The sequence below is a fragment of the Bradyrhizobium sp. CIR18 genome (assembly GCF_014198295.1).
Taxonomy (GTDB): domain Bacteria; phylum Pseudomonadota; class Alphaproteobacteria; order Rhizobiales; family Xanthobacteraceae; genus Bradyrhizobium.
The window spans coordinates 69,964-89,216 of record NZ_JACIHF010000001.1; the positions used below are offsets into that span (position 1 = coordinate 69,964).

Here is a 19,253-nt window from a genome sequence, read left to right on the forward strand (position 1 = left end):
CGCCGGGCTGCTCCGCAATGGTATCGGGGCGAATTTGTCGCGCCCCGGCGCGGTGCGCTATCGTGGCCCGCATCCCGGCCTCGGAGAGCGACATGAGCCTGTTCAGCACGCCGTTCGATCCTACCCGTGACACAGCGCTCGTCACCGGCGCGGGCAACGGCATCGGGCGCGCCATCGCGCAGGCCCTAGTCGGCGAGGGCGTCCGGACCGTGTTCGCCGACATCAGCGCGGAGCGGGTGAACGCCGCGATCGGCGCGAGCAAGAGGCCCGAGCTGGCGGTGCCCTGGGTCGGCGATCTCGCCGAATTGGATGCGTGCGACGCGCTGCTTGCCGCCGCGGACGCAGCGTTGGGCGGGATCACGCATTTCGTCCACAGCGCTTCGCCGCCGCGGCGAGAGGCCGATCATGCGCTCGCGGTCGATCGCAGGATCTGGCAGCAGATGCATGCTGTCAATCTCGATGCCGGCTTTCACCTGGCGCGCGAACTCGCAAAGCGGCTGATCGCGGCGAAGCGGCCGGGCTCGTTCCTGTTCCTCACCTCGCTGCATGCGGGCACGCCGCGCAACCTGCCGCATTATTCGACGGCGAAGGCGGCAATGGCGATGCTGGTGAAGGAGTTGGCCAAGACGTTCGGCCGCCACGACATCCGCGTCAATGCGCTGGTGCCCGGCGCGATCGCCGCCGGCGGGTTCGTTGCGGACCCCGCGCTGGCGCGGCACATTCCACTCGGGCGTCTCGGCGAGGCCAATGACCTTGCGCCGATGGCGCTCACCGTATTGTCGAACAAGCTCTCCGCTTACGTCACCGGCGCAGCCTTCGTCGTCGACGGAGGATTGTCGCTGACGAACTGGTTCGAACCGCCCGCGCTTGACGAGTAGTCAGCGGCGCCAGGCCGGCACGGGATCGAGCGGCGTGCGGTAAAGCTCGTTGTCGTCGCGATCGGTGACGCGCACCGCGCAACCCTTCTGCTGGAGCTCCGGCTTCACCTGCGACAGCTCGGTGGCGAGCTGGTCGGCACGATCGGAGGCAACCTCGATGTCTTCGAGGATGATTCCGCCCTGGTTCCTGAACTCTCCACCAACCACAAGATCGAAAGAGTAGTACGGCATCCGAATTCCCCGGTGTGACGAGATGAGCTTCAGTGGAAGTCTCAACACATGTCGGATGGTACCACTGAGTCGACATCTACCGATGAACGGACCGCGCAATCTCTGTGCTTATGGCGCAGAAATGATGTGCAACGTGTGACGGCCTTAACATTTAATTAAATATGTTGGCGTGATCATAAGGCATGGAATTGCAGCAGAACCGGGCTCCGGGAACCGGCAGCTGCAAGAGAAGGCCGCCGGCATAGATCCCGACGGCCTTTTCTCTTGAGCGAAAAAATCGCTTTCCGTAATTGTCCGGACTCAACGCATCACATCGACTCGGACAGCGTACGCGACGTTCTGCTTGCGCGGTTTCAGTCTAGCGCAATGGCATCGGCGGACGCACGACCGGTCCGTCGTCATCCGCGACTGCTTGGGTCGTGGTAACAGGTGCGGCCGGCGGCGGCATCGCGGCAGCCTGCGAAGGCGGCGGCGGAGCTGCGAGCGGCGCGGGCGAATAGGCCGGCATGTAGGTGTGCGACACGACCGGCTTCGGTTTGCGAACCGGCGGCGGTGACGGAGCTCGCGGTGGGACCGCAGCAGCACGTGCGCGCGGATCAACGGGCTTGACCTCAGCTACCGGCTTCGGCGCAGGCGGTTTTGTCATCTCGCGCGCCATCTGCTCCTGTCCGGCCTTCAACTCGGCGATGTTGGCCTTGAGCGCTTCGATCTGCTGCGCCATCGCGGCGAGGTCGCGCGTCATCGCTTGCACCGACTGCGCTGCATCGGGCTGCGTCGCTGCGGGCGTGGCGGCCGCGACCTGGACTGCGGGTGGCGTCGCAGATTGATCGGCCGTTTGATCGGTTGCCGGTTGCGCTACGGGCGGGGCGGCCTGTTCCGCGGGCGGCGCGGCCTGTGCGGCAGCGACCGGCGCGGTCTGCGATGTCGACGGCAGCAGCGACGTCAATGCCGGTGTCCATTCGGTGAGCATCTGTTTGGCGGTGTCGCCGTGCTTCTCCCACGCGATGGTGGCGGCTGCACTGCCGCCTGCAAACAGAAACGTGACGAAAGCGCCGCGCAGCCACTTGCCCGCGGCGGATCGCTTCCGCGGACCGAGACCATCGCTCGCCGCGACACGGACGGCCGTGTCGACAGAGGGCGGGGGCGCCGCCTGCGGCTCCGAGACGGGACTGAACTTGGGCTCAATGGAGATTTTGCGATCGAGCAAGGGTTTGGGCTCCGGCGCGAATTTCGGCTCCGGACGCGTCGCGATGTCAGGCGCGAGCGCGGGCGCAACGCTGACGGGGCGCGAGGCCAGCACAATGTCGGGCGAAATCTGAATCGCGTCGTGCGGATCGTTGTCCTTGACCGTGTCCTTCACGATCTCATCGACGATTTGCTTGGGGTTCAGCGTCGCGAGCATCGCAGCTCCTTTGAAGCCCGGTGTTCGAAGGCCGGGCGCTTGAAATACTGGTCGTCCGCATTGGCGCGAGCCGATCTATTGGGGCGAGCCCATCCCAACCGGATGAGCCTCGCATGATGACGCACGAGTCCAGCCGGGTTTGACCAAAGCAAGGCGAGGGGATGGAGATGATGCGACTGTCTTCTGCCGTTTGTGGTGATGGAACCCCTTTTGTTGAACACGCGCACGTGTTCCGCGCTGCCTTGTTTTCAGCACGATTTTGGCAGCATCTGGGGATGCTGGGGGCGCTGCTATCCGCTATCGGGGGGCCGGCGGTGCCAAGATCTTTAATCGCTTTGTTCGTCGTTGCCTTGCTGCCGCTGGGCGGCTGCATGCAGGCCACGCTTTCGCCGTCGACCGACGCGAGCATGACGCCGCGCGACCGGCAGTTGCTTGCGCACACGCCTTACGCGCAAGCGAATGTGCCCGAGCAATATCTCCGTCACGTCGTCGACTACCAGCGCAAGGAGCAACCAGGTACCATTCTGGTCGATACCGACGCACGCTACCTCTATTACGTGCTGCCTGGGGGCAAGGCGATCCGCTACGGGGTCGCGGTCGGCGAGGAAGCCATGGCGTTCTCCGGCGTCGCACGGGTCGGCCGTCTGGCGGAATGGCCGGACTGGGTTCCGACAGCAGATATCCAGGCGCGGCTCGGGCCGTATCCGGCGCGCGTTCCCGGCGGTCCCGCCAATCCCTTGGGCGCGCGGGGCATCTATCTCTATTCCGGCAACAAGGACACGCTCTACCGCATCCACGGCACCAACCAGCCGGAATATATCGGGCAGGCGATCTCGTCCGGCTGCATCCGGATGCGCAACGAGGACGTGATCGATCTCTACGACCGGGTGAAGCTCAATTCGATGGTCGTGGTGCTGCCGCCCGGACAGAACGCGCAGGCCGAGACGGGCGCGCGCTGGCGCGGGTGAAGGCTCGCAGGGCGTGCACGTCCGGCGCGCTGCTTGCGGACAATTTTAGCCATTGTCTTGCGCGGTCTCTAACGTCTCGCGCCTAGCGTGCAGCGAGCAAGGGGTTGCTCGCATGTATCTCGTGAAGAATTCGCCGCGCGCGTTGTTCGCAGCGCTGATTCCGCTGGCCCTCGTCGAAGCCGTGCTGCTGGTCTACGCCCTCGCGGGCGGACAGGTGAACGATCCGGTGGGGGTGCCCGCGCCGGATCAGATCCTGGTGCTGTATGCTGGCCGCATGGCGATGAACGCCGCCTTGCTGTTCGCCGGACATATTGTGCTGCGGCAATGGACGGTCTCCAGCCGGCTCGCCTACGGCCTGATGGGCGGCGTCATGGCGGCGGTGAGTTACGGCATTGCGATCCGCAACCACATCCAGCTGACGGCGCCGGGCGACGGCACAGTGATGACGATCGGACTGTTGCCGACCATTGCGGGAATGATCGGTGGCTTCCTCTACGGCCAGCTCGCCGGGCTGAGCCCTGTTGCGCGCGTAGCCGTGGATGCTTTCGCTGCCGACGCGTCAGGAAAGCCGCTGCCGCTGGTGTTCAACGGGCCGGTCCGCGTCCGCACGTCCTTCGCGGGCATCATCATCGCCGCGCTGATACCGACGGTGCTCGCAACTCTGCTGCCCTACACGTTGGTGCCGCTGCTGATGAACGGTTTCGGCGACAAGAGCACCGCACATATCTTCGCGGCGGTGATCCCGGCGCAGACCTTCATGGTCATGATGGTAATCTCTGTCATTCCTTCGAGCATCTTCATGCTCTGCGTTCACCACGCCGCGCGAGCGATGAGCCGCCGCAACGCATGGGAGTACGCGGCGATTGGCGGCGTTGCGGCGTTCGCCTGTATGCTGTTGCTTGCGTTCGCGGTGCCGCTGCTTGCCTTTCTCGTGGTGCCGGCAGCATTCTGCGGGGCTGTCATGGGCGCGATCTACCGCCGCTTCGCCGGCCTCGAGCCGATGCCGCTACCGGAAGCCGTGATCGCGACCGATCCGAACACGCTGGTCGATGCCGATCATCCGTCGCGCCACCAACATGGCGTCATCCTCAGCAACTGATCGCCTGGGACGGAGACATGAAAGAGCTTGCGGCGCTTGGCGCGGGATTGGCAATCGCGGCCGTGGCGGTGCTCTGGTTCGCGACCGGGCCCGTGGTGGTGGATGCCGAGATCAAGCCGCTTCAGCCGAGCGCAGATATGCCGGCCTTCAGGCCCGTTCCGAACGAACTGGCCGGCCCGACCGGTCGCGACAACCGGTGACGATCTCGCTCTAGTTCTCAGGCCGGGCAACGCGCCATTGCAGCGTCGTCGCATTGCCGTTGGCTTCACCCGGCGTCTTGTCGGCGGGGGAGGTGTAGAGCGGGCGATAGCGGTACGCCCACATCCTGCTGCCGTCGTCGCGGCTGATCACGGTGAAGTCGCCGACGGCCTTGGCGTCGGCCGTCGCGGAGAGCGGCACCCAGCTCTCGGTGCACTTGCCGTTGCAGTTCGACGTCTTTCCCGTGGTGTCGCGCTCGTAAGTGTAGAGCGTCATGCCCTTGAGATCGACGAGCTTGGGTCCCTGCTTGGTCAGAATAACCTTCGCCGGCGCGACCGTCGCTTCGGGCTTGGGCGGAGGAGGGTCGCCGCCGCCATGGCCGTTTGCGAGCGCATGGCCTGACGTGAGTGCGATGGCCGCGGCCGCGATGAGAAACCTGAACATCCGAACCCCCGAAGCGCAAAGTTAATCGCGCGTTAAGCGCAGAATGTTGCGGACCGTAGCAGCCGAAGGTTAGTTCAAGGTTTCGCAGCCCTGCGACAATTGCGGGCAAACATACCGTATCATACCGGAGTTTCGCGCAGCGGTGCGCGGCTCAGATCGTTGCCGGCGGCAATCGCCTTGCGCAGCAGCCGCATCAGATCCTCGCCCTCCTTTGCGCTGAGGCCACGCAGCAGGACGCGCTGGGCCGATTCCACGGCCGGGGTGATCTTGCGCAGCGTGCGCCGGCCTTCGTCGGTGATCTCGAGCTCGCGGGCGCGGCGATCGCGGCTGGAAGCGCGGCGCTCGGCCAGTCCCTTCTGCACGAGGCGGTCGATCACGCCGGTGATGGTGGTGCGGTCATAGGCGATCAAGCCTGCCAGCGTCACCTGGTCGAGCCCCGGATTGGCCTTGATGGTTGCGAGCGCGGCGTATTGGACCGGCGTGAGATCAAAGCCGGCATCCTCGACCTCGGCCAGGAACACCGCGACGGCGATCTGCTGGAACCGGCGTGCCAGATGCCCGGGCATGTCGTTGTTGTCTTTCACCGAATTCTCCTCGAAGGCGGGGCGGTGCGCGATCGTTGACAAGTATACTGATAGTCAGCATACTGAGCAATAACAAAACAGGTTGACGGGAGAGGCTCATGCAATTCCATCTGAATGGATTTCAGCCGGGCGACCCTGACATTGCCGACCCCGCCGAGCGCGTTCAGGCCCCGGGCGCGGCGGGCGCCGTGCCTGACGAGGTCGATGTCCTCATCGTCGGCTGTGGTCCTGCGGGCCTCACGCTCGCTGCCCAGCTCGCGCAATTCCCCGACATCAAGACCTGCATCGTCGAGCAGAAGCCGGATCGCTTGCTGGTCGGGCAGGCTGACGGTATCGCCTGCCGCACCGTGGAAATGTTTCACGCCTACGGCTTCAGCGAGCGCGTGCTGAAGGAGGCCTATTGGGTCAACGAGACGACATTCTGGAAGCCGGACGAGCGCCTGCCCGAGACCATCGTCCGCAGCGGAAGGGTGCAGGACGTCGAGGACGGCCTGTCCGAATTCCCGCATGTCATCCTCAACCAGGCGCGCATCCACGACGGCTTTCTCGACGTGATGCGCAAATCGCCGGCCAAGCTCGCCCCACATTACAGCCGCCGCCTGCTCGACCTCGAGGTCGATCCGGACGCGGGTCCAGCCGACCATGCCGTGACCGCGCGCCTCGAACGCGTTGATGTCGGAAGCGAGGGCAAGGTCGAGACGATCAAGGCGCGCTATGTCGTCGGCTGCGATGGCGCGCGCAGCACCGTGCGCAAGTCGATCGGGCGCGAGCTGCATGGCGATTCCGCCAACCACGCCTGGGGCGTGATGGACGTGCTGGCGGTGACCGATTTTCCGGACATCCGCTTCAAGTCGCTGATCCAATCGGCGAAGGACGGCAGCCTGCTGATCATTCCGCGCGAAGGCGGCTACATGGTCCGCATCTATGTCGAGCTCGCCAAGCTCGATGTCGGCGAGCGCGTCGCCAGCCGCAACATCACCGCCCATGACGTGATTGCGAAAGCGCAGAGGATCCTGAAGCCCCATACGCTGGACGTGAAGGAGATCGCCTGGTGGTCGGTCTACGAGATCGGCCAGCGTCTCACCGACAAGTTCGACGACGTGCCGGAAGCCGAGATCGCAACGCGCCTGCCGCGCATCTTCATCGCCGGCGATGCCTGCCATACCCACAGTCCGAAAGCCGGGCAGGGCATGAACGTCTCGATGCAGGATGCCTTCAATCTCGGCTGGAAGCTTGCCGCCGTCCTCCGGAAGCAGTGCGCCCCACACCTGCTGCATTCCTATTCGGCGGAGCGTCAGGCGGTTGCGAAAGAGCTGATCGATTTTGATCGCGAGTGGGCGGGGATTCTGGCTTCGTCAGCAAAAGCGGGCGGCGCCGACGCCGCCAGGACGCAGGACTATTTTGTCAGGCATGGCCGCTACACCGCGGGCACGGCGACACATTACGCGCCATCGATCCTCACTGGTGCAGCCTCGCATCAGCACCTCGCGCAAGGCCTCGTCATCGGCAAGCGCTTCCATTCCGCCCCGGTGATACGGCTGGCGGATGCCAAGCCGTTTCATCTCGGCCACGCCGCGCAGGCTGATGGCCGCTTCCGGATCTATGCGTTTTCGCCTGCTGAAAATCCCGCAGCATCGGACTCGGCCATTCGTAAATTGTGCAATTTTCTCGCGGAATCCCCGAAATCTCCGATCCGGCGATACACGACCCGAAGCTCCGACATCGACAGCGTGATCGATCTGCGGGTGGTGTTTCAGCAGGATCATCGAGAACTCGCGATCGAGGCGATGCCGCCCATGTTGCTTCCGAGCAAAGGCCGTTACGGCTTGTACGACTACGAGAAGATGTTCTGTCCGGACCTCAAGAGCGGCCAGGACGTTTTCGCCATGCGCGGCATCGATCGGAAAACCGGCTGCATGGTCGTGGTGCGCCCGGACCAGTATGTCGCGAACGTGCTGCCGCTCTCTGACTTTGCCGGGCTTGCATCGTACTTCGACGCGTTCATGTTGCAGGTCAACTGATTGCAGGTCGACTGACGGTCCGCCAGCGCCGCTTACGCGTTGCGCCGATGAATGGCGGATGAATATTGAACCGCGCGCGGCACGCGTTTCAATCTTTCGATGGATGGGCGCGCCATGCGCGGAACGCCTGTTAAGCCCGCGCGTTCCGACTCGAAAGAGGAGGAACACGCCATGACATTCAAGAGCGTTTTGGTTGCCGCATTGCTGCTCGCGCCAACAGCCGCATTGGCCGCGCCGGGCATCGTCACCGTCTCGACCGGCCTGCGCGCCGGGCCGGGTTCAGGCTTTCCCCTGGTCGATCGCATCCCCGGGGGCGCCCGCGTCAACATCCATGGCTGCCTGCGCGGCAATGCCTGGTGCGACGTCAGCTTCTCCGATGATCGCGGCTGGGTGTCGTCGCAATATCTCGAATATCTCTATCGCAATCACTATGTCTATCTCCCCGACTATGTCGACCAGATCGATGTGCCCGTCGTTCCCTTCGTGCTGACCTCGTATTGGTCGAGTTACTATGGGGGACGTCCCTGGTATCGACGCCATGCCTATTGGAATAATTACTGGACCTCTCATCAGAGCGTCGCGACGCGGATGACGATTGATCCGCGCGCGGCCCGCATCGGCCGCGCGGCAACGCGCGACGCGGCGATCGCACTCGAACGCAGCGGCGTGCGCGGCAAGGGAGCCGCCGCGATCTCAACGCGCGACGCCGCGACTACACAGCGTGATGCGGCGATCGCGAAGCGCGACGCTGCGATCGCGAGGCGGGACGCTGCGGTCGCCAAGCGCGGCGCTGCGGTTACGCCCGACCGGACCCGCGTTGGACCAAGTGAGCGCATCGCGCATGAGCGGACCAATGTGCAGACCCGCAATCCGCGTGATGCACAAGCCCGCATGATGCGTGAGCAGGCCCCGACCCGCGCCCCGGTGCGCGCGCAGCCGATGGCCCGCACGCATGAAGCGCCGCGTGCGTCGGCCGCGCCTTCAGCACGTCCCGCGACGCCGCATGTCGCCCAGCCAAGCGTGAGCCATGGTTCGCCGATGAATGCCCGTGCGCAGATGCCGGCGCCGCGCGCGGCCGCGCCTGCCATGCCGCACGGCGGCGGGGGTGGTGCTCCGCATATCAATGCCGCCCCGCGTGGCGGCGGCGCCCCGGCGGGCGGGCCCGCCGGCGGACATCAGAAGCACTAGCTTTGCAAGGAAAAGCCCGGCCCTGATGCCGGGCTTTTTCTTCGCCGTGCCGAGGCCTTTACAATTTAAGTCAGATCTTCGCGGGCAGATTTCATCGATCGTAACATGTCTACCCAAAGGTGTAAGCATCCACTCGGGGCAGCGGGGCACGGGAGGATGATATGAGACAGAGCCAGGCGGAGACGCGCCGCCAAAATGTCGCGAAGCGTTCGATGACGAAGGAGGCCAAACAGCTGACCGGCCTGATTGCCGGGCTGCGCGAATCCCTCGAAGGGATCCACAAGGAACGGACGAGCACAAAGCTCACCGGCGCCGAGATGGGCATGCTCGACGAGCGTCGCAACAACCTGCTGCTCACCATCGCAGCCCTCGACGACCGCCTCTCCGCGGTGCAGGGGCTGATCGATCTCGGCCGACCCCACATCATCCGCGTGCACTAGCGGGGGCTCGGCCATGGGACGCTCGGTTCCGTTGCTGCCGTGACGGGCCGCCCCCGGCGGTCGATCCGGCGCGCCATGGTCCAGCACGGCTGGTAGACGGCCCCGTCGTCGCAGGGAAAACCTGCGGCGGGCCGGAATCGCATCCCAGCGGGGCAGGGCTCGACGCCGGTCGCCGGCGCCGATCATCGGCGCCATGCCTGCGGATGGCACCAAATTGCCATGCTCCCGGCGAATTGCCGCCAAAGCCCGCTGCCACGAGGAGGCCGGGGTGCAGGGCGACGCAAGGGGATGCGAATTGGCCTACAAGATGGTCGCAGAACGCGACAACGAGAAGTACAGTTTCGCCCGCGAGAGCCGGCTGCTCATCGTGGCGAAGGCGAAGGTGTGGGCGAGCGAGGGGTGGCGGGTCGTCATCACCGACCAGGACGGCAAGGCCTACGCACCGCCGGAGTTCGATCAGCTGTCGGCGGCGTGACCGAAGGGCGGGCGAGGGGACGGCATTTGAGATCGCTGTTTCGACTGGGGCGCGATCGGATCGTGCCCGTGATGACTTTTGCAGCCGCCGCTGTTCTGACGGTGACGGTCGCCGCCGCGCAAAATCTCGACGCCGGCAAGCCGCCCGCAAAGCTCTTCGCTGAGGGCTGCGCGACCTGCCATCGCAGCCCGCGCGGCCTTGCCAAGGGTCGCTTCAGCCTGACGTTAACCTGGTTCCTGAAGGACCACTACGCGACCAGCTCGGACTCGGCCAAGGCGCTCGCGGCGTATCTTGAGTCAGTCGATACTCCGCCGCCGCGCGCTGCTGCCAAACCCGCCAAGAAGCCCGCCCGGTCCGCATCGCGTCCGCCCAAGCCCGTGCAGAGCCAGTAGCACGTGCGAGGCCGCTATCTGCGCCGATTGGTCTGAGCGAGCAGCCGTGCGTGCAGGGCGCGTAGCTCGGCGCTCATCCGCGTCTGTCCCGTCGTGACATAGGAGAGCCATGCGCCGTCCGCGGCGAGGCGCACGATTTGCAGATCGGGCGCGTCGTCGGTCGTGCGATGACGCTTCAGGCGCGCCTTGATCCAGTCGTTCCAGAGCCGGCGCAGCGGCGGATCGGTGACGACGACCATGCTCAACGCCGCCCATGGGGTCGCGAAGCCGAAGGCCTTGCCGGTGAACACGGCATTCACATAGGCCCGCGTGAAGCGGCCGCGAGGCTTCGGATCGGCTTCAATCGCGGCGTCGATCTCGGTATCGACGCGCGCGAGCAGGTCGGCAAACAGGCCCTCGATCAACGCCTGCTTGCTGCCAAAGTGGTGAAACAGCCCGCCCTTGGTGACGCCGGCTGCGACTGCGACCGCCTGCACCGTGACGCCGGCGACGCCGTGGTCCATGGCGATCGCCGCGGCACAGTCGAGCAGGGCGCGCCGGACCTGCTCGGGCTGCTTGGCGCGGGTGTAGCGGTTCTCCGGCATCAATGCGCCGTGGTCTGCGAGAACAGGTTGATGACCACGACCCCTGACACGATCAGCGCGATGCCGACGAAGGCCGCGGAGTCCAGCATCTGGCGGAACAGCACGAAGGAGACGGTCGCCGTCAGGATGATGCCGACCCCGCCCCAGATCGCGTAGGCGATGCTCAAGGGGATGACGCGGATCGCCACCGACAGCGCATAGAACGAGGCGACATAGAACAGCACCATCGCCAGCGTCGGCCACGGGCGGCTGAACTGGGCGGATTGCTGCAGGAAGGCGGACGCCGTGACCTCGAGAACGATGGCGAGGGCGAGCGCTGCGTAGGCACTGAAGGCGGAGGTCATGGTCAGCTCCGGCGGGGGCGATAGAAAGATACCGCGCGGTAGGTATGTTTAGCACGCCGTGTCCGGCTTTGACCAGGACGAGGTATCACGTGTGCGTGACGCGGCTGCGACACCCGGCAACGCAGCATGAAGCCGCCGCGTGGTGAACAAGCGGCGGCTCGAAAAATTTCGTGGCGTTTCGGCCGGTGTTCAGCTGATCCGCATCGAGAGTTCGACGTCTTCGGCGAAGGGCGTGGACATGTAGCCGCTGCCGGGCGCGCGCACGCGCGCCAGATAGTCCGGGCTGTCGTCGGCATTGTCGGCGACGATAATCGCACCCGGTCCGAGATGGCCTTCCAGCAGATCAAGGATATCCGGATAGAGCGCCTTGGCGCCGTCGAGCAGCACGAGGTCGATCGCATCGGGCAGATCGGTGCTGAGCGTCTTCAGCGCGTCGCCTTCACGGACTTCGACCAGATCGATCAAGCCGCCGGCGATCAGGTTCTCCCGCGCCCGCGCCGCCTTGGACGGCTCGAACTCGCTCGTGATGAGGTGGCCGCCGCCATTGTCGCGCAGGCCTGCGGCGAGGTGCAGCGTCGAGATGACGAACGACGTGCCGAACTCGACGATCACCCGGGCGCGGGAGCTGCGTGCCAGCATGTAGAGCAGGTGGCCCGTCTCGCGCGAGACCGCGAGCGGCGCGTCCTTCAGGCGTCCGTAGAGGTCGCGATAGTCGGTCTTGCTTCGCATCAAGCGCGCCCGATCTGCGTCGGACAAATCTGCGACGGCGACGCGCGTTGCGCCATTTGCCGCCTCGGCCTCGTCGAACAGGCGGTCCAGCAGCGGCGCAAGCGATGTGATGGTCGGGGTGGTCATATGAGGTCTCCAGAGTTGGCGAAGAAACGCGTGCTTGCGTGCCGAGTGAAATACGACTAATTCGTCGCATTTCCTATTCGCATTGCCTGAGTGAGCCATGGCCGATCGTCGAAGCCGTTCAATTTCTTCACGAAAACAGCCGCAACAGGCCCGCTCCAGCGAGCTTGTCGCGGCCATTCTCGATGCTGCTGTTCAGGTCCTGACCAAGGAGGGCGCGCAGCGTTTCACCACGGCGCGGGTGGCGGAGCGGGCCGGGGTGAGCGTCGGCTCGCTCTATCAATATTTTCCGAACAAGGCCGCGATCCTGTTCCGCCTGCAAAGCGATGAGTGGCGGCGCACGAGTGACCTTTTGCGCGGCATCCTCGAAGACCGGGTGAAGCCGCCGCCGGCGCGGCTGCGCGCGCTGGTCCATGCCTTTATTCTGTCCGAGTGCGATGAGGCCGCGATCCGCGGCGCGCTCAGCGATGCCGCGCCGCTCTATCGCGACGCGCCCGAGGCGCAGGACGCGCGCGCCGCCGGCGAGGGGATCATCGCGGCGTTCATGCGGGAAGCGTTGCCCAAAGCCTCCGAGGCGACCCGCGCGCTTGCCGGCGAGTTGATCAAGACGACGCTGAGTGAGGTCGGCAAGCGGTTTTCGGAGACGTCGCGCAGCGAGGCCGAGATCGCGCGTCATGCTGACGGGCTCGCCGACATGTTCTGCGCTTACCTCGGCGAGCTGGCGCGACGCTGAGGCTACTCTTGCCACACACGACGTTTGACCTTACGGACCTCTTTCATGCTCGTGATCTCCATTCAAAGCCAGGTGGTCCACGGCCATGTCGGCAACAGCGCGGCCGCCTACGCCATCCAGGCGGAGGGCGTGAACGTTGCGGCGGTGCCGACGACGCTGCTGTCCAATCATCCGCGCTATCCGAGCCTGCGCGGGCGGGTGCTGGAGACCGAGCTCATTGCCGATCTTCTGACGGGCGTGGAGGAGCGCGGTCTGGTCGATGAGGCCGCCGTGCTCGTCACCGGCTATCTCGGCTCGCCGGGCAACGCTGCCGTCATCGCCGATTTCGTCGAGCGGGCGCTCACGCGGAATTCCAAGCTCGTCTATCTCTGCGATCCCGTGATCGGCGATGATGGCCGCGTCTATGTCGCCGACGGCATTTTGGACGTGGTCCGGCACCGGCTGCTGCCGGCAGCGAAGCTGGCGACGCCGAACCAGTTCGAGCTCGAGCTGCTCTCAGGGCTCAGAACTGCGGATGCGCAGGGCCTGCGCGCGGCGTGTGCGGCGTTGGCGGGGACCGGCCGCATCGAAATCGTCGCCACTGGCTGTACGCTCACCGATAAGCTCGAAGGGCAAGTGGAGACGATCCTGTGCGCCGACGGGCAATTGTCGCGCTTTGCGACGTCGCGCCTGCCGATCCGTCCCTACGGCACCGGTGATCTCCTCACCGGCCTGATCGCCGCGCATCTGGCCAAGGGCCAGGCGACGGAGGCCGCGGTACGGCTCGCGGTCGAGACCATCTTTGCGGTGCTCGTGCGCACGCAGGACGCCGGCACAGCCGAGATGCGGCTCGTGCCGCTGCCGACGCCGCGACACCAGCCGTAGGCCTCAGGTCGCGCGCTTGCCGGTCGATTGCGCCGACTTCTGCGGCTTGGCCAGGCTCTTCTGCTCACGCGCGGCCTGTGCCTTTTGGGCCTTTGACGGCTTGGCGCTCGCAACAGTCCGCGTCTTCTTCGATTTGGCGCTGGCGACTTCCTTGCGCTCGCTCGTGCCACGCTTTGAGATGTATTCAGCGCCGTCGACCGGGCCGACATGCGGCGGATCGCGGCCGAGATAGGGCCGGCCGATGCCGTAGGCCTTGCCGTTGGCGTCGACCCACTTCCACAGAATTTCCGTCGAGACCCAGCGCTGCGCGCGGTTGTTGCCCTGGGTGCTGACGATGTCCGCGGCCATGCCGTGGCCGTAGCCGCCGCGCGTGCTGCCACCGTGATAGGAGCGGTCGGACGCGGCCTTCAGGCCGCTCGCAATCGACTGGCGATAATCGTCACGGAACGCGCTGGTGATGCCGGGCGAGAGGCCGGCGGCTTCCGCAGCGAGCAGCGTGCGGAATAGTTTCCGCTTGAAGCTCTTGTCCATGCCGCCGATGACGTAGTCCATCATCGACATGCCGGCATGCTCGGCGGCCTTCGGATCCTTCCATGTGAAATCCTGGTCGACCAGCTTGGTGAAGCTGCGCATCACCGTGACCGTCTTGCCCTTGCGCTTGATGGTGACGGCGCGGCGCTCCTGGACCTTGATCGAGTCCTCTTTTGCGGTGCGCTGATAGAGCGCCCAGAGGTAGCGGTCGATGCAGGCATCCATGACGAAGCATTCGTCGAGCACGGCGACGGTGTCGGCCGGTGGCGATGCCTTGCTCGCAGGCGTGACGGGGCCGCTCGCGATCGCCGCGGGGGACAGCGCGTCGGTCGTCACGATCTCGGTGGGATCGGCAGATGCGAGCTTGACGGGCGCCGGCGCTGCAACTGGAGCAGTCTCGCTGATGACGGGCTCTGGTTCAGGCGATATCTGCGGCGCGGGCGGCGTCTCCGTCGGAAGGATCAGCGCCGGATCTGCCGAGGCGAGCTTGATGGCGGGAGGCTCGGGCACCGCTTCAGTGATCATCGGGGCCGGGGCCGCAGCGACGGCAGCCGCGATGTCGGCGGTCAAGGCGATGCCGTCCTCGATCGTCGCAGCGTGCGGCACGTCCGCGAGGTCGAGCCGGCTGAGATCTTTCGCGCGCGACACGGCAGCGGCATTGGCGCCGCTGTTCTCGATGAGGGCAGGGGCATAGGCGGAGAGGGAAAGTGCCAGCCAGCCGGCGAGAACGGCCGAGGGGCACGCGACCGCCACCAGAAGAGACCGCCGATCGTTCATGATCCCTGCCTCCAAACGGTTCTGTTCGGACACGCTCTGTCGGAACAGTCATGATGCAAAAACAATCTTGCACGGAAAGGCACGCAGCGCCTCGATTGTTCGGAGGACCGTGTGGCGACGCAATGGCGTAATTCGGTGAAATCGGGCTTTTCGCGGAGGTGTTGCCAAGCTGCAACGCGAGTTCCCACCGTAGTTTTCAAGGGAATCGTCGGCAAATGCAGCGTTCATTGTCGTCAACTTGAAGCCATTGGGTTTACTCAATCTTGGATTGTGGTCGTGCATTTCTCGCCTGACGGCCGTTCCGGCAGAGTTGGGAAGGACACGATAGTGAAGTTGAAATGCAAATGGGCTGAAATCGCCGCCGATGAATCCGGCGCCACCGCGATCGAATACGGCCTGATCGCAGCCGGCATCGCGCTCGCGATCATCGAGATCATCTATGCGCTCGGCACCAATCTGGTCGCAAAGCTGCAATCGCTGGCGACCGCTTTGAAATAGGGCGTCGCGCCACGGCATCGATGATGGAGTGCGGGGGGCCAGCATCATCTTCTTGATGAGGGCATCTTGCCCGATGCGTTGCCGCAACTTTGTTGCGGCTGGCGCGTTTGGTGGGCCATGACGCATTCCTCGCTTCGTCCCATGGACGCCTTCGATCCCACCGAGCCCGCCATTCTGCACGATCGCATCACGGACACGATCATCACCTGGACCGCTGACCAGGCCGACGATTACCGCCAGGCTAGCCGCCCGGGTGAGGACGGAACCGTGGCCTGGAAGGCCTACGTGTTCGATGGCTGGGGCAATGTGCTCGGTGGCTGAGCACCGTCCATAAAACCGTCATGTCGCGGCCGGCGGTGATTCGGCCAACGCCTTGTACGCATTAAACATATCGCCATGCATAACACGCGCTGTTGCAATGCAACAAAGCATGTCGCATTGCAGCAAAACGCGCCTAAATATGCTCCGACTCTTCCACTCAGGAGCATCACCAATGAACAAGAAGACTCTGTCGATCGCCGCCGCCATCCTGACGATCGCGGGCAGCACCGCGGCTTTCGCCGCCGAACTGCCGACTTACGAGACCAACGGATTTCCGGTCTCGCCCTTGCAGGTTCGCGTCCTCGGCGCCGCGCATGTCGAGCAGCAGACCGCTGCGCCGACCACGCTGGCCTCGGTCCACCAGGCGAAGGCGCTCAGCCCGCGCAAGGTGAAGACCGCGACCGTTGGCGTGGCCCACTAAGCTGACATCGTGAACGGCAGATGGGTTCCGCGGAGAGGCGGGACCCATCTGCATCACGTGATCGAAGTCGACGCTGCTCGCGCATCGCATCGTGCAAGGTCTCGGCACGATGAATTGACACCGATGCGCTGATTGAGAATCCGGCCGCGAACAAGTTCGCGTGAATGTGCCGGTGATGTATGCCCGTTCATAACGGGCTTGATCCTTTTAACAGTTGCTTTGCACGTCGGGTTGCTTGATGCGGCCGCCGCATTGTTGCGGCCAATTTTGAAATCATAATGGAGGCCATTATGCCCGTTGCGCAGAAAGTCGTTGCCCCCACCACGTCGCCGCGTGCGTTCATTCTCAAGCAGACAACTTTGTTCGCCGCCGCCGCTTTGTTCGTGTTCGTGCTGAGCCTGACCTACGGCCTTGATCTCAGCCCCGGATTTTTCTGAGCGATCTTCCGCCGCGCGCTAAGCTCTCCGCGCGCGCAGGCTTGACGGCGCGCGGCCGTAGAGCTCGGCGAAGGCGGCGTTGAATCTGCGCAGACTGCCGAAGCCGGCCTGGAATGCGATATCGGTCATGCTGTCGTCGCCGGCATCGAGCAGGCGCTTGGCGCGCTGGACCCGCAGCGTCCTGGCGAGCTGATGCGGCGTGGCGCCGACGTGGCGCTCGAACAGGCGCGCCAGGTGACGCGAGGAGATGCCGAGCCGCATCGCCAGATCGACCACCGAGCCTTCGTCGAGCGCGCCGTCATCGATCAGCTTCATGGCCCGCGCCACCGTGGAGCGCGTGCCGTTCCAGGCCGGGCAGAACGGCGCGGTTTCGGGCCGGCAGCGCAGGCAGGGCCGGAAGCCGGCGGCTTCGGCCGCCGCTGCCGTCGGATAATAGGCGACGTTGCGCGTCAGCGGTTGCTTGGCCGGACAGACCGGGCGGCAATAGATGCCCGTGGTCTTCACGGCCGTGAAGAAGCGGCCGTCATACCGGGGATCACGGCGCAGGCGGGCGGCGTTGCAGACATCGAAGCTCAGCATGGCCGGATCATAACGCATGAGGGCAGGGGCGGAAGGGCTGCGGGATGACCGAGTCCGATTGTGGCGAGCTGCAAGGCGCATCGCGGCCTAGAAGGCGCCCCTCAACGAAAACGAGGGAGCGCATCATGTCCAGCCCAAGAGATATCGTCCTGAACGCGTGGAAGATCTTTTCGACGCGCGATGCCGAGCGCATCGCCGCATTGTTCACCGATGACGCCGAATGGATCGCGCCGAAGGGCAATGCCACCGCCGTCGCGCTCGATCACACCGACCACATGGTGGGACCGCACCAGATCGCGCGCTTCATCGCGCAGGAGATGCACGGGATGTTCTCGAACATCGATATCGCGTTCCGCGGCGTCTATGCCGACGGCGATGTCGTGATCGTGGAGGAACGGATGCGCGCCACGCTGGTCGGCGGCAGGCCCTACGAGAACGACTATTGCTTCGTGTTCACGGTGGCGGGCGACCGGATCAGGCAGGTGCGGGAATACATGGACACGCGCAAGGGATGGCGGATGGTCTTCGAACAGGAGGCTGATGCGTGAGCCCCACAATCACCGCCGCGTGCCAGCCCTGCAGCCGCGTGGGTTGAGCCGATATACGCGCTGACATAAGGCTTGACCCCATGGACCAGCGAACGAGCGGCGCCGACGCTCTATCTCAGAACAAGGATGCGGCGCCGGCACTGCTCGGCGTCACTTGTGGCCTTGCCGCGGCGCTGTTCTGGGCGCTCGGCTTTGCCGCCACGCGGCATGGCCTCAAGCTCGGCTTCACGCCGGTCGATCTCCTGGTGCATCGCTATGTCTGGTCGGGGATCGCGTTCCTGCCGCTGGTGTTCCGCGCCGGCATCTCCGATCTCTGCGGCATCGGCTGGAGCAGGGGCCTTGTGCTGATGGTGCTCGGCGGCCCCGTGATGTCGCTGATCTCCTACACCGGCTTCCTGTTCGTGCCGCTCGGCCACGGCAGCGTGATCCAGCCCTCCTGCGCGACGCTGGGCGGCCTGCTGCTCGCGGCGGTCGTGCTGAAGGAGCACATCTCCGCCTCGCGCCTTGCCGGCGCGGTCGTCATCGTCGGCGGCCTCGGCGTGATCGGGGCGGAATCGATCGGCCATATCGGGGCCGACGGCGTGCTCGGCGATTTGATCTTCGTGCTCACCGGATTGATGTTCGCCGGCTTCGGCGCAGCTCTGCGCCACTGGCGCGTCTCGGCCGTGTCGGCTGCGCTGGTGATCAACGTGCTGTCGCTGCTGCTGCTGCCGGTCTACATCGCAACCGTCGGGCTCGCCCATGTTGCGGCGATCGGCGTGACCGAGAACGCGATCCAGGCGCTGGCGCAGGGCGTGCTCGCCGGCCCCGCCGCGCTCTATCTCTACGCCGTCTCGGTCCAGCGCCTCGGCGTTGCCCGCGCCGCGGTGTTTCCGGCCTGCGTGCCGGCGCTGACGCTGCTCACCGGCTGGCTGCTGCTCGGCGAGCCGCCGACGATGCTGCAGGCGGCGGGGCTGGTGACGGTGCTGTGCGGGTTCTATCTGGCGCAGCGGCAAAGGTAAGCGCGAGCTACGCCTTCTTCACGAACTCCGACTTCAGGTTCATCGCGCCGATTCCGTCGATCTTGCAGGCGATGTTGTGGCCGTCGCTGGCGTCCTGCAGGCGGATGTTGCGCACCTTGGTGCCGCCCTTGACCACCGAGGAGGAGCCCTTGATCTTGAGATCCTTGATCACGATGACGCTGTCGCCGTCCGCGAGCACATTGCCGTTGGCATCGCGCACGCCCGCGTCCTGCGCGGTGTCCGCGGCCGCCTCCGCCGCACCGCTCCATTCATGGCCGCATTCCGGGCAGACCCAGAGATCGCGGTCCTGATAGGCGTGCTCGGAGCTGCAGGCGGGGCATTTCATCGTGTCGGTCATGGCAAGTCTGGTCTAACCCTTCGCTCGTCTCAACGCTTCGTTCGCGGCGCGACCGTAGGGGCAGGATTTGGGAAAGCAAGGGAAA

27 protein-coding genes are annotated in these 19,253 nt (G+C 65.2%); 17 read left to right on the forward strand and 10 right to left on the reverse strand.

Annotated elements, in window-relative coordinates; translation table 11 throughout:
- Positions 1–92: 92 nt before the first annotated feature.
- On the forward strand, positions 93–878 hold the full coding sequence (locus GGD65_RS00415) for an SDR family NAD(P)-dependent oxidoreductase (RefSeq protein ID WP_183234116.1): 786 nt from the start codon (positions 93–95) through the stop codon (positions 876–878).
- Here the strand turns inward: GGD65_RS00415 and GGD65_RS00420 are convergent, their stop codons facing one another.
- On the reverse strand, positions 879–1,109 hold the full coding sequence (locus GGD65_RS00420) for a DUF6894 family protein (RefSeq protein WP_018322949.1): 231 nt from the start codon (positions 1,107–1,109) through the stop codon (positions 879–881).
- Positions 1,110–1,467: 358 nt separating this feature from the next.
- Complete coding sequence (locus GGD65_RS00425; protein ID WP_183234117.1) at positions 1,468–2,511, reverse strand: hypothetical protein; 1,044 nt, start codon at positions 2,509–2,511, stop codon at positions 1,468–1,470.
- A 371-nt stretch (positions 2,512–2,882) separates the two neighbouring features.
- Between GGD65_RS00425 and GGD65_RS00430 the strand changes: the two genes are divergently transcribed.
- The 3 genes from GGD65_RS00430 (at position 2,883) to GGD65_RS00440 (ending at position 4,778) form a co-directional block, all read left to right on the forward strand.
- Positions 2,883–3,479 (forward strand): L,D-transpeptidase, encoded by a 597-nt coding sequence (locus GGD65_RS00430; RefSeq protein WP_177237477.1) that lies wholly within the window; start codon positions 2,883–2,885, stop codon positions 3,477–3,479.
- Positions 3,480–3,591: 112 nt separating this feature from the next.
- Positions 3,592–4,578 carry a hypothetical protein gene (locus GGD65_RS00435; protein ID WP_183234118.1) on the forward strand — a complete coding sequence of 329 codons (987 nt, stop codon included), beginning with the start codon at positions 3,592–3,594 and terminating at the stop codon, positions 4,576–4,578.
- 17 nt (positions 4,579–4,595) lie between these two features.
- Positions 4,596–4,778 carry a hypothetical protein gene (locus GGD65_RS00440; RefSeq protein ID WP_018322952.1) on the forward strand — a complete coding sequence of 61 codons (183 nt, stop codon included), beginning with the start codon at positions 4,596–4,598 and terminating at the stop codon, positions 4,776–4,778.
- A gap of 10 nt (positions 4,779–4,788) precedes the next feature.
- Here GGD65_RS00440 and GGD65_RS00445 read toward each other — a convergent pair whose 3' ends face one another.
- Positions 4,789–5,220 (reverse strand): hypothetical protein, encoded by a 432-nt coding sequence (locus tag GGD65_RS00445; RefSeq protein WP_183234119.1) that lies wholly within the window; start codon positions 5,218–5,220, stop codon positions 4,789–4,791.
- 119 nt (positions 5,221–5,339) lie between these two features.
- Positions 5,340–5,804 (reverse strand): MarR family winged helix-turn-helix transcriptional regulator, encoded by a 465-nt coding sequence (locus tag GGD65_RS00450; protein ID WP_183234120.1) that lies wholly within the window; start codon positions 5,802–5,804, stop codon positions 5,340–5,342.
- Between the two features lie 98 nt (positions 5,805–5,902).
- Between GGD65_RS00450 and GGD65_RS00455 the strand changes: the two genes are divergently transcribed.
- The 5 genes from GGD65_RS00455 (at position 5,903) to GGD65_RS00475 (ending at position 10,320) form a co-directional block, all read left to right on the forward strand.
- Positions 5,903–7,825: an FAD-binding monooxygenase gene (locus GGD65_RS00455; protein ID WP_183234121.1), complete on the forward strand. Its 1,923-nt coding sequence runs from the start codon at positions 5,903–5,905 to the stop codon at positions 7,823–7,825.
- 171 nt (positions 7,826–7,996) lie between these two features.
- Positions 7,997–9,013 (forward strand): SH3 domain-containing protein, encoded by a 1,017-nt coding sequence (locus tag GGD65_RS00460; RefSeq protein ID WP_183234122.1) that lies wholly within the window; start codon positions 7,997–7,999, stop codon positions 9,011–9,013.
- A 212-nt stretch (positions 9,014–9,225) separates the two neighbouring features.
- Complete coding sequence (locus tag GGD65_RS00465; protein WP_244550826.1) at positions 9,226–9,453, forward strand: hypothetical protein; 228 nt, start codon at positions 9,226–9,228, stop codon at positions 9,451–9,453.
- Between the two features lie 268 nt (positions 9,454–9,721).
- Positions 9,722–9,928 (forward strand): hypothetical protein, encoded by a 207-nt coding sequence (locus GGD65_RS00470; RefSeq protein WP_018322958.1) that lies wholly within the window; start codon positions 9,722–9,724, stop codon positions 9,926–9,928.
- Positions 9,929–9,999: 71 nt separating this feature from the next.
- Positions 10,000–10,320 carry a hypothetical protein gene (locus tag GGD65_RS00475; protein ID WP_183234906.1) on the forward strand — a complete coding sequence of 107 codons (321 nt, stop codon included), beginning with the start codon at positions 10,000–10,002 and terminating at the stop codon, positions 10,318–10,320.
- Between the two features lie 14 nt (positions 10,321–10,334).
- Here the strand turns inward: GGD65_RS00475 and GGD65_RS00480 are convergent, their stop codons facing one another.
- From GGD65_RS00480 to GGD65_RS00490, 3 genes are all read right to left on the reverse strand, one after another.
- Positions 10,335–10,904: a TetR family transcriptional regulator gene (locus GGD65_RS00480; protein ID WP_018322960.1), complete on the reverse strand. Its 570-nt coding sequence runs from the start codon at positions 10,902–10,904 to the stop codon at positions 10,335–10,337.
- A complete protein-coding gene (locus GGD65_RS00485) occupies positions 10,904–11,248 on the reverse strand; it encodes a multidrug efflux SMR transporter (protein ID WP_092262009.1) in 345 nt (114 codons plus the stop codon). Before GGD65_RS00485 ends, GGD65_RS00480 begins: the two co-directional genes overlap by 1 nt.
- A 189-nt stretch (positions 11,249–11,437) precedes the next feature.
- Positions 11,438–12,103, reverse strand: a complete 666-nt coding sequence (locus tag GGD65_RS00490) for an O-methyltransferase (protein ID WP_183234123.1) — start codon at positions 12,101–12,103, stop codon at positions 11,438–11,440.
- Positions 12,104–12,200: 97 nt separating this feature from the next.
- On the opposite strand from GGD65_RS00490, the gene GGD65_RS00495 reads away from it, so the two are divergent.
- Positions 12,201–12,833: a TetR family transcriptional regulator gene (locus GGD65_RS00495; RefSeq protein ID WP_183234124.1), complete on the forward strand. Its 633-nt coding sequence runs from the start codon at positions 12,201–12,203 to the stop codon at positions 12,831–12,833.
- A gap of 45 nt (positions 12,834–12,878) precedes the next feature.
- Positions 12,879–13,697: a pyridoxal kinase gene (gene pdxY / locus GGD65_RS00500; RefSeq protein WP_183234125.1), complete on the forward strand. Its 819-nt coding sequence runs from the start codon at positions 12,879–12,881 to the stop codon at positions 13,695–13,697.
- Positions 13,698–13,700: 3 nt separating this feature from the next.
- On the opposite strand, the gene GGD65_RS00505 is transcribed toward pdxY, so the two are convergent.
- Positions 13,701–15,005 (reverse strand): hypothetical protein, encoded by a 1,305-nt coding sequence (locus GGD65_RS00505; protein WP_183234126.1) that lies wholly within the window; start codon positions 15,003–15,005, stop codon positions 13,701–13,703.
- A 327-nt stretch (positions 15,006–15,332) separates the two neighbouring features.
- Here GGD65_RS00505 and GGD65_RS00510 point away from each other — a divergent pair, with 327 nt between their 5' ends.
- From GGD65_RS00510 to GGD65_RS00525, 4 genes are all read left to right on the forward strand, one after another.
- Entirely contained in the window at positions 15,333–15,503 is a 171-nt protein-coding gene (locus GGD65_RS00510; protein WP_183234127.1) for a Flp family type IVb pilin, read from the forward strand.
- A gap of 117 nt (positions 15,504–15,620) precedes the next feature.
- Positions 15,621–15,824: a hypothetical protein gene (locus tag GGD65_RS00515; protein WP_183234907.1), complete on the forward strand. Its 204-nt coding sequence runs from the start codon at positions 15,621–15,623 to the stop codon at positions 15,822–15,824.
- A gap of 172 nt (positions 15,825–15,996) precedes the next feature.
- The gene (locus GGD65_RS00520; protein ID WP_179730619.1) at positions 15,997–16,245 is read left to right on the forward strand and encodes a hypothetical protein; all 249 of its coding nucleotides are present in this window, start codon (positions 15,997–15,999) and stop codon (positions 16,243–16,245) included.
- A gap of 290 nt (positions 16,246–16,535) precedes the next feature.
- A complete protein-coding gene (locus tag GGD65_RS00525) occupies positions 16,536–16,682 on the forward strand; it encodes a hypothetical protein (RefSeq protein WP_183234128.1) in 147 nt (48 codons plus the stop codon).
- An 18-nt stretch (positions 16,683–16,700) separates the two neighbouring features.
- On the opposite strand, the gene GGD65_RS00530 is transcribed toward GGD65_RS00525, so the two are convergent.
- Entirely contained in the window at positions 16,701–17,261 is a 561-nt protein-coding gene (locus GGD65_RS00530) for a bifunctional transcriptional activator/DNA repair enzyme AdaA (RefSeq protein WP_026202855.1), read from the reverse strand.
- Positions 17,262–17,386: 125 nt separating this feature from the next.
- On the opposite strand from GGD65_RS00530, the gene GGD65_RS00535 reads away from it, so the two are divergent.
- A complete protein-coding gene (locus GGD65_RS00535) occupies positions 17,387–17,809 on the forward strand; it encodes a nuclear transport factor 2 family protein (protein ID WP_183234129.1) in 423 nt (140 codons plus the stop codon).
- An 80-nt stretch (positions 17,810–17,889) separates the two neighbouring features.
- Positions 17,890–18,810 (forward strand): DMT family transporter, encoded by a 921-nt coding sequence (locus GGD65_RS00540; RefSeq protein WP_183234130.1) that lies wholly within the window; start codon positions 17,890–17,892, stop codon positions 18,808–18,810.
- 7 nt (positions 18,811–18,817) lie between these two features.
- Here the strand turns inward: GGD65_RS00540 and GGD65_RS00545 are convergent, their stop codons facing one another.
- Positions 18,818–19,168, reverse strand: a complete 351-nt coding sequence (locus GGD65_RS00545) for a zinc ribbon domain-containing protein YjdM (RefSeq protein ID WP_018322971.1) — start codon at positions 19,166–19,168, stop codon at positions 18,818–18,820.
- Between the last annotated feature and the right edge of the window lie 85 nt (positions 19,169–19,253).

Excerpts from the sequence above, each read along its gene's own strand:
- GGD65_RS00415 (WP_183234116.1), top strand. The coding sequence starts at position 93 with ATGAGCCTGTTCAGCACGCCGTTCGATCCTACCCGTGACACAGCGCTC.
- GGD65_RS00420 (WP_018322949.1), bottom strand. The coding sequence starts at position 1,109 with ATGCCGTACTACTCTTTCGATCTTGTGGTTGGTGGAGAGTTCAGGAAC.
- GGD65_RS00425 (WP_183234117.1), bottom strand. The coding sequence starts at position 2,511 with ATGCTCGCGACGCTGAACCCCAAGCAAATCGTCGATGAGATCGTGAAG.
- GGD65_RS00430 (WP_177237477.1), top strand. The coding sequence starts at position 2,883 with ATGCAGGCCACGCTTTCGCCGTCGACCGACGCGAGCATGACGCCGCGC.
- GGD65_RS00435 (WP_183234118.1), top strand. The coding sequence starts at position 3,592 with ATGTATCTCGTGAAGAATTCGCCGCGCGCGTTGTTCGCAGCGCTGATT.
- GGD65_RS00440 (WP_018322952.1), top strand. The coding sequence starts at position 4,596 with ATGAAAGAGCTTGCGGCGCTTGGCGCGGGATTGGCAATCGCGGCCGTG.
- GGD65_RS00445 (WP_183234119.1), bottom strand. The coding sequence starts at position 5,220 with ATGTTCAGGTTTCTCATCGCGGCCGCGGCCATCGCACTCACGTCAGGC.
- GGD65_RS00455 (WP_183234121.1), top strand. The coding sequence starts at position 5,903 with ATGCAATTCCATCTGAATGGATTTCAGCCGGGCGACCCTGACATTGCC.
- GGD65_RS00460 (WP_183234122.1), top strand. The coding sequence starts at position 7,997 with ATGACATTCAAGAGCGTTTTGGTTGCCGCATTGCTGCTCGCGCCAACA.
- GGD65_RS00465 (WP_244550826.1), top strand. The coding sequence starts at position 9,226 with ATGACGAAGGAGGCCAAACAGCTGACCGGCCTGATTGCCGGGCTGCGC.
- GGD65_RS00475 (WP_183234906.1), top strand. The coding sequence starts at position 10,000 with ATGACTTTTGCAGCCGCCGCTGTTCTGACGGTGACGGTCGCCGCCGCG.
- GGD65_RS00480 (WP_018322960.1), bottom strand. The coding sequence starts at position 10,904 with ATGCCGGAGAACCGCTACACCCGCGCCAAGCAGCCCGAGCAGGTCCGG.
- GGD65_RS00485 (WP_092262009.1), bottom strand. The coding sequence starts at position 11,248 with ATGACCTCCGCCTTCAGTGCCTACGCAGCGCTCGCCCTCGCCATCGTT.
- GGD65_RS00490 (WP_183234123.1), bottom strand. The coding sequence starts at position 12,103 with ATGACCACCCCGACCATCACATCGCTTGCGCCGCTGCTGGACCGCCTG.
- GGD65_RS00495 (WP_183234124.1), top strand. The coding sequence starts at position 12,201 with ATGGCCGATCGTCGAAGCCGTTCAATTTCTTCACGAAAACAGCCGCAA.
- pdxY (WP_183234125.1), top strand. The coding sequence starts at position 12,879 with ATGCTCGTGATCTCCATTCAAAGCCAGGTGGTCCACGGCCATGTCGGC.
- GGD65_RS00505 (WP_183234126.1), bottom strand. The coding sequence starts at position 15,005 with ATGAACGATCGGCGGTCTCTTCTGGTGGCGGTCGCGTGCCCCTCGGCC.
- GGD65_RS00515 (WP_183234907.1), top strand. The coding sequence starts at position 15,621 with ATGACGCATTCCTCGCTTCGTCCCATGGACGCCTTCGATCCCACCGAG.
- GGD65_RS00520 (WP_179730619.1), top strand. The coding sequence starts at position 15,997 with ATGAACAAGAAGACTCTGTCGATCGCCGCCGCCATCCTGACGATCGCG.
- GGD65_RS00525 (WP_183234128.1), top strand. The coding sequence starts at position 16,536 with ATGCCCGTTGCGCAGAAAGTCGTTGCCCCCACCACGTCGCCGCGTGCG.
- GGD65_RS00530 (WP_026202855.1), bottom strand. The coding sequence starts at position 17,261 with ATGCTGAGCTTCGATGTCTGCAACGCCGCCCGCCTGCGCCGTGATCCC.
- GGD65_RS00535 (WP_183234129.1), top strand. The coding sequence starts at position 17,387 with ATGTCCAGCCCAAGAGATATCGTCCTGAACGCGTGGAAGATCTTTTCG.
- GGD65_RS00540 (WP_183234130.1), top strand. The coding sequence starts at position 17,890 with ATGGACCAGCGAACGAGCGGCGCCGACGCTCTATCTCAGAACAAGGAT.
- GGD65_RS00545 (WP_018322971.1), bottom strand. The coding sequence starts at position 19,168 with ATGACCGACACGATGAAATGCCCCGCCTGCAGCTCCGAGCACGCCTAT.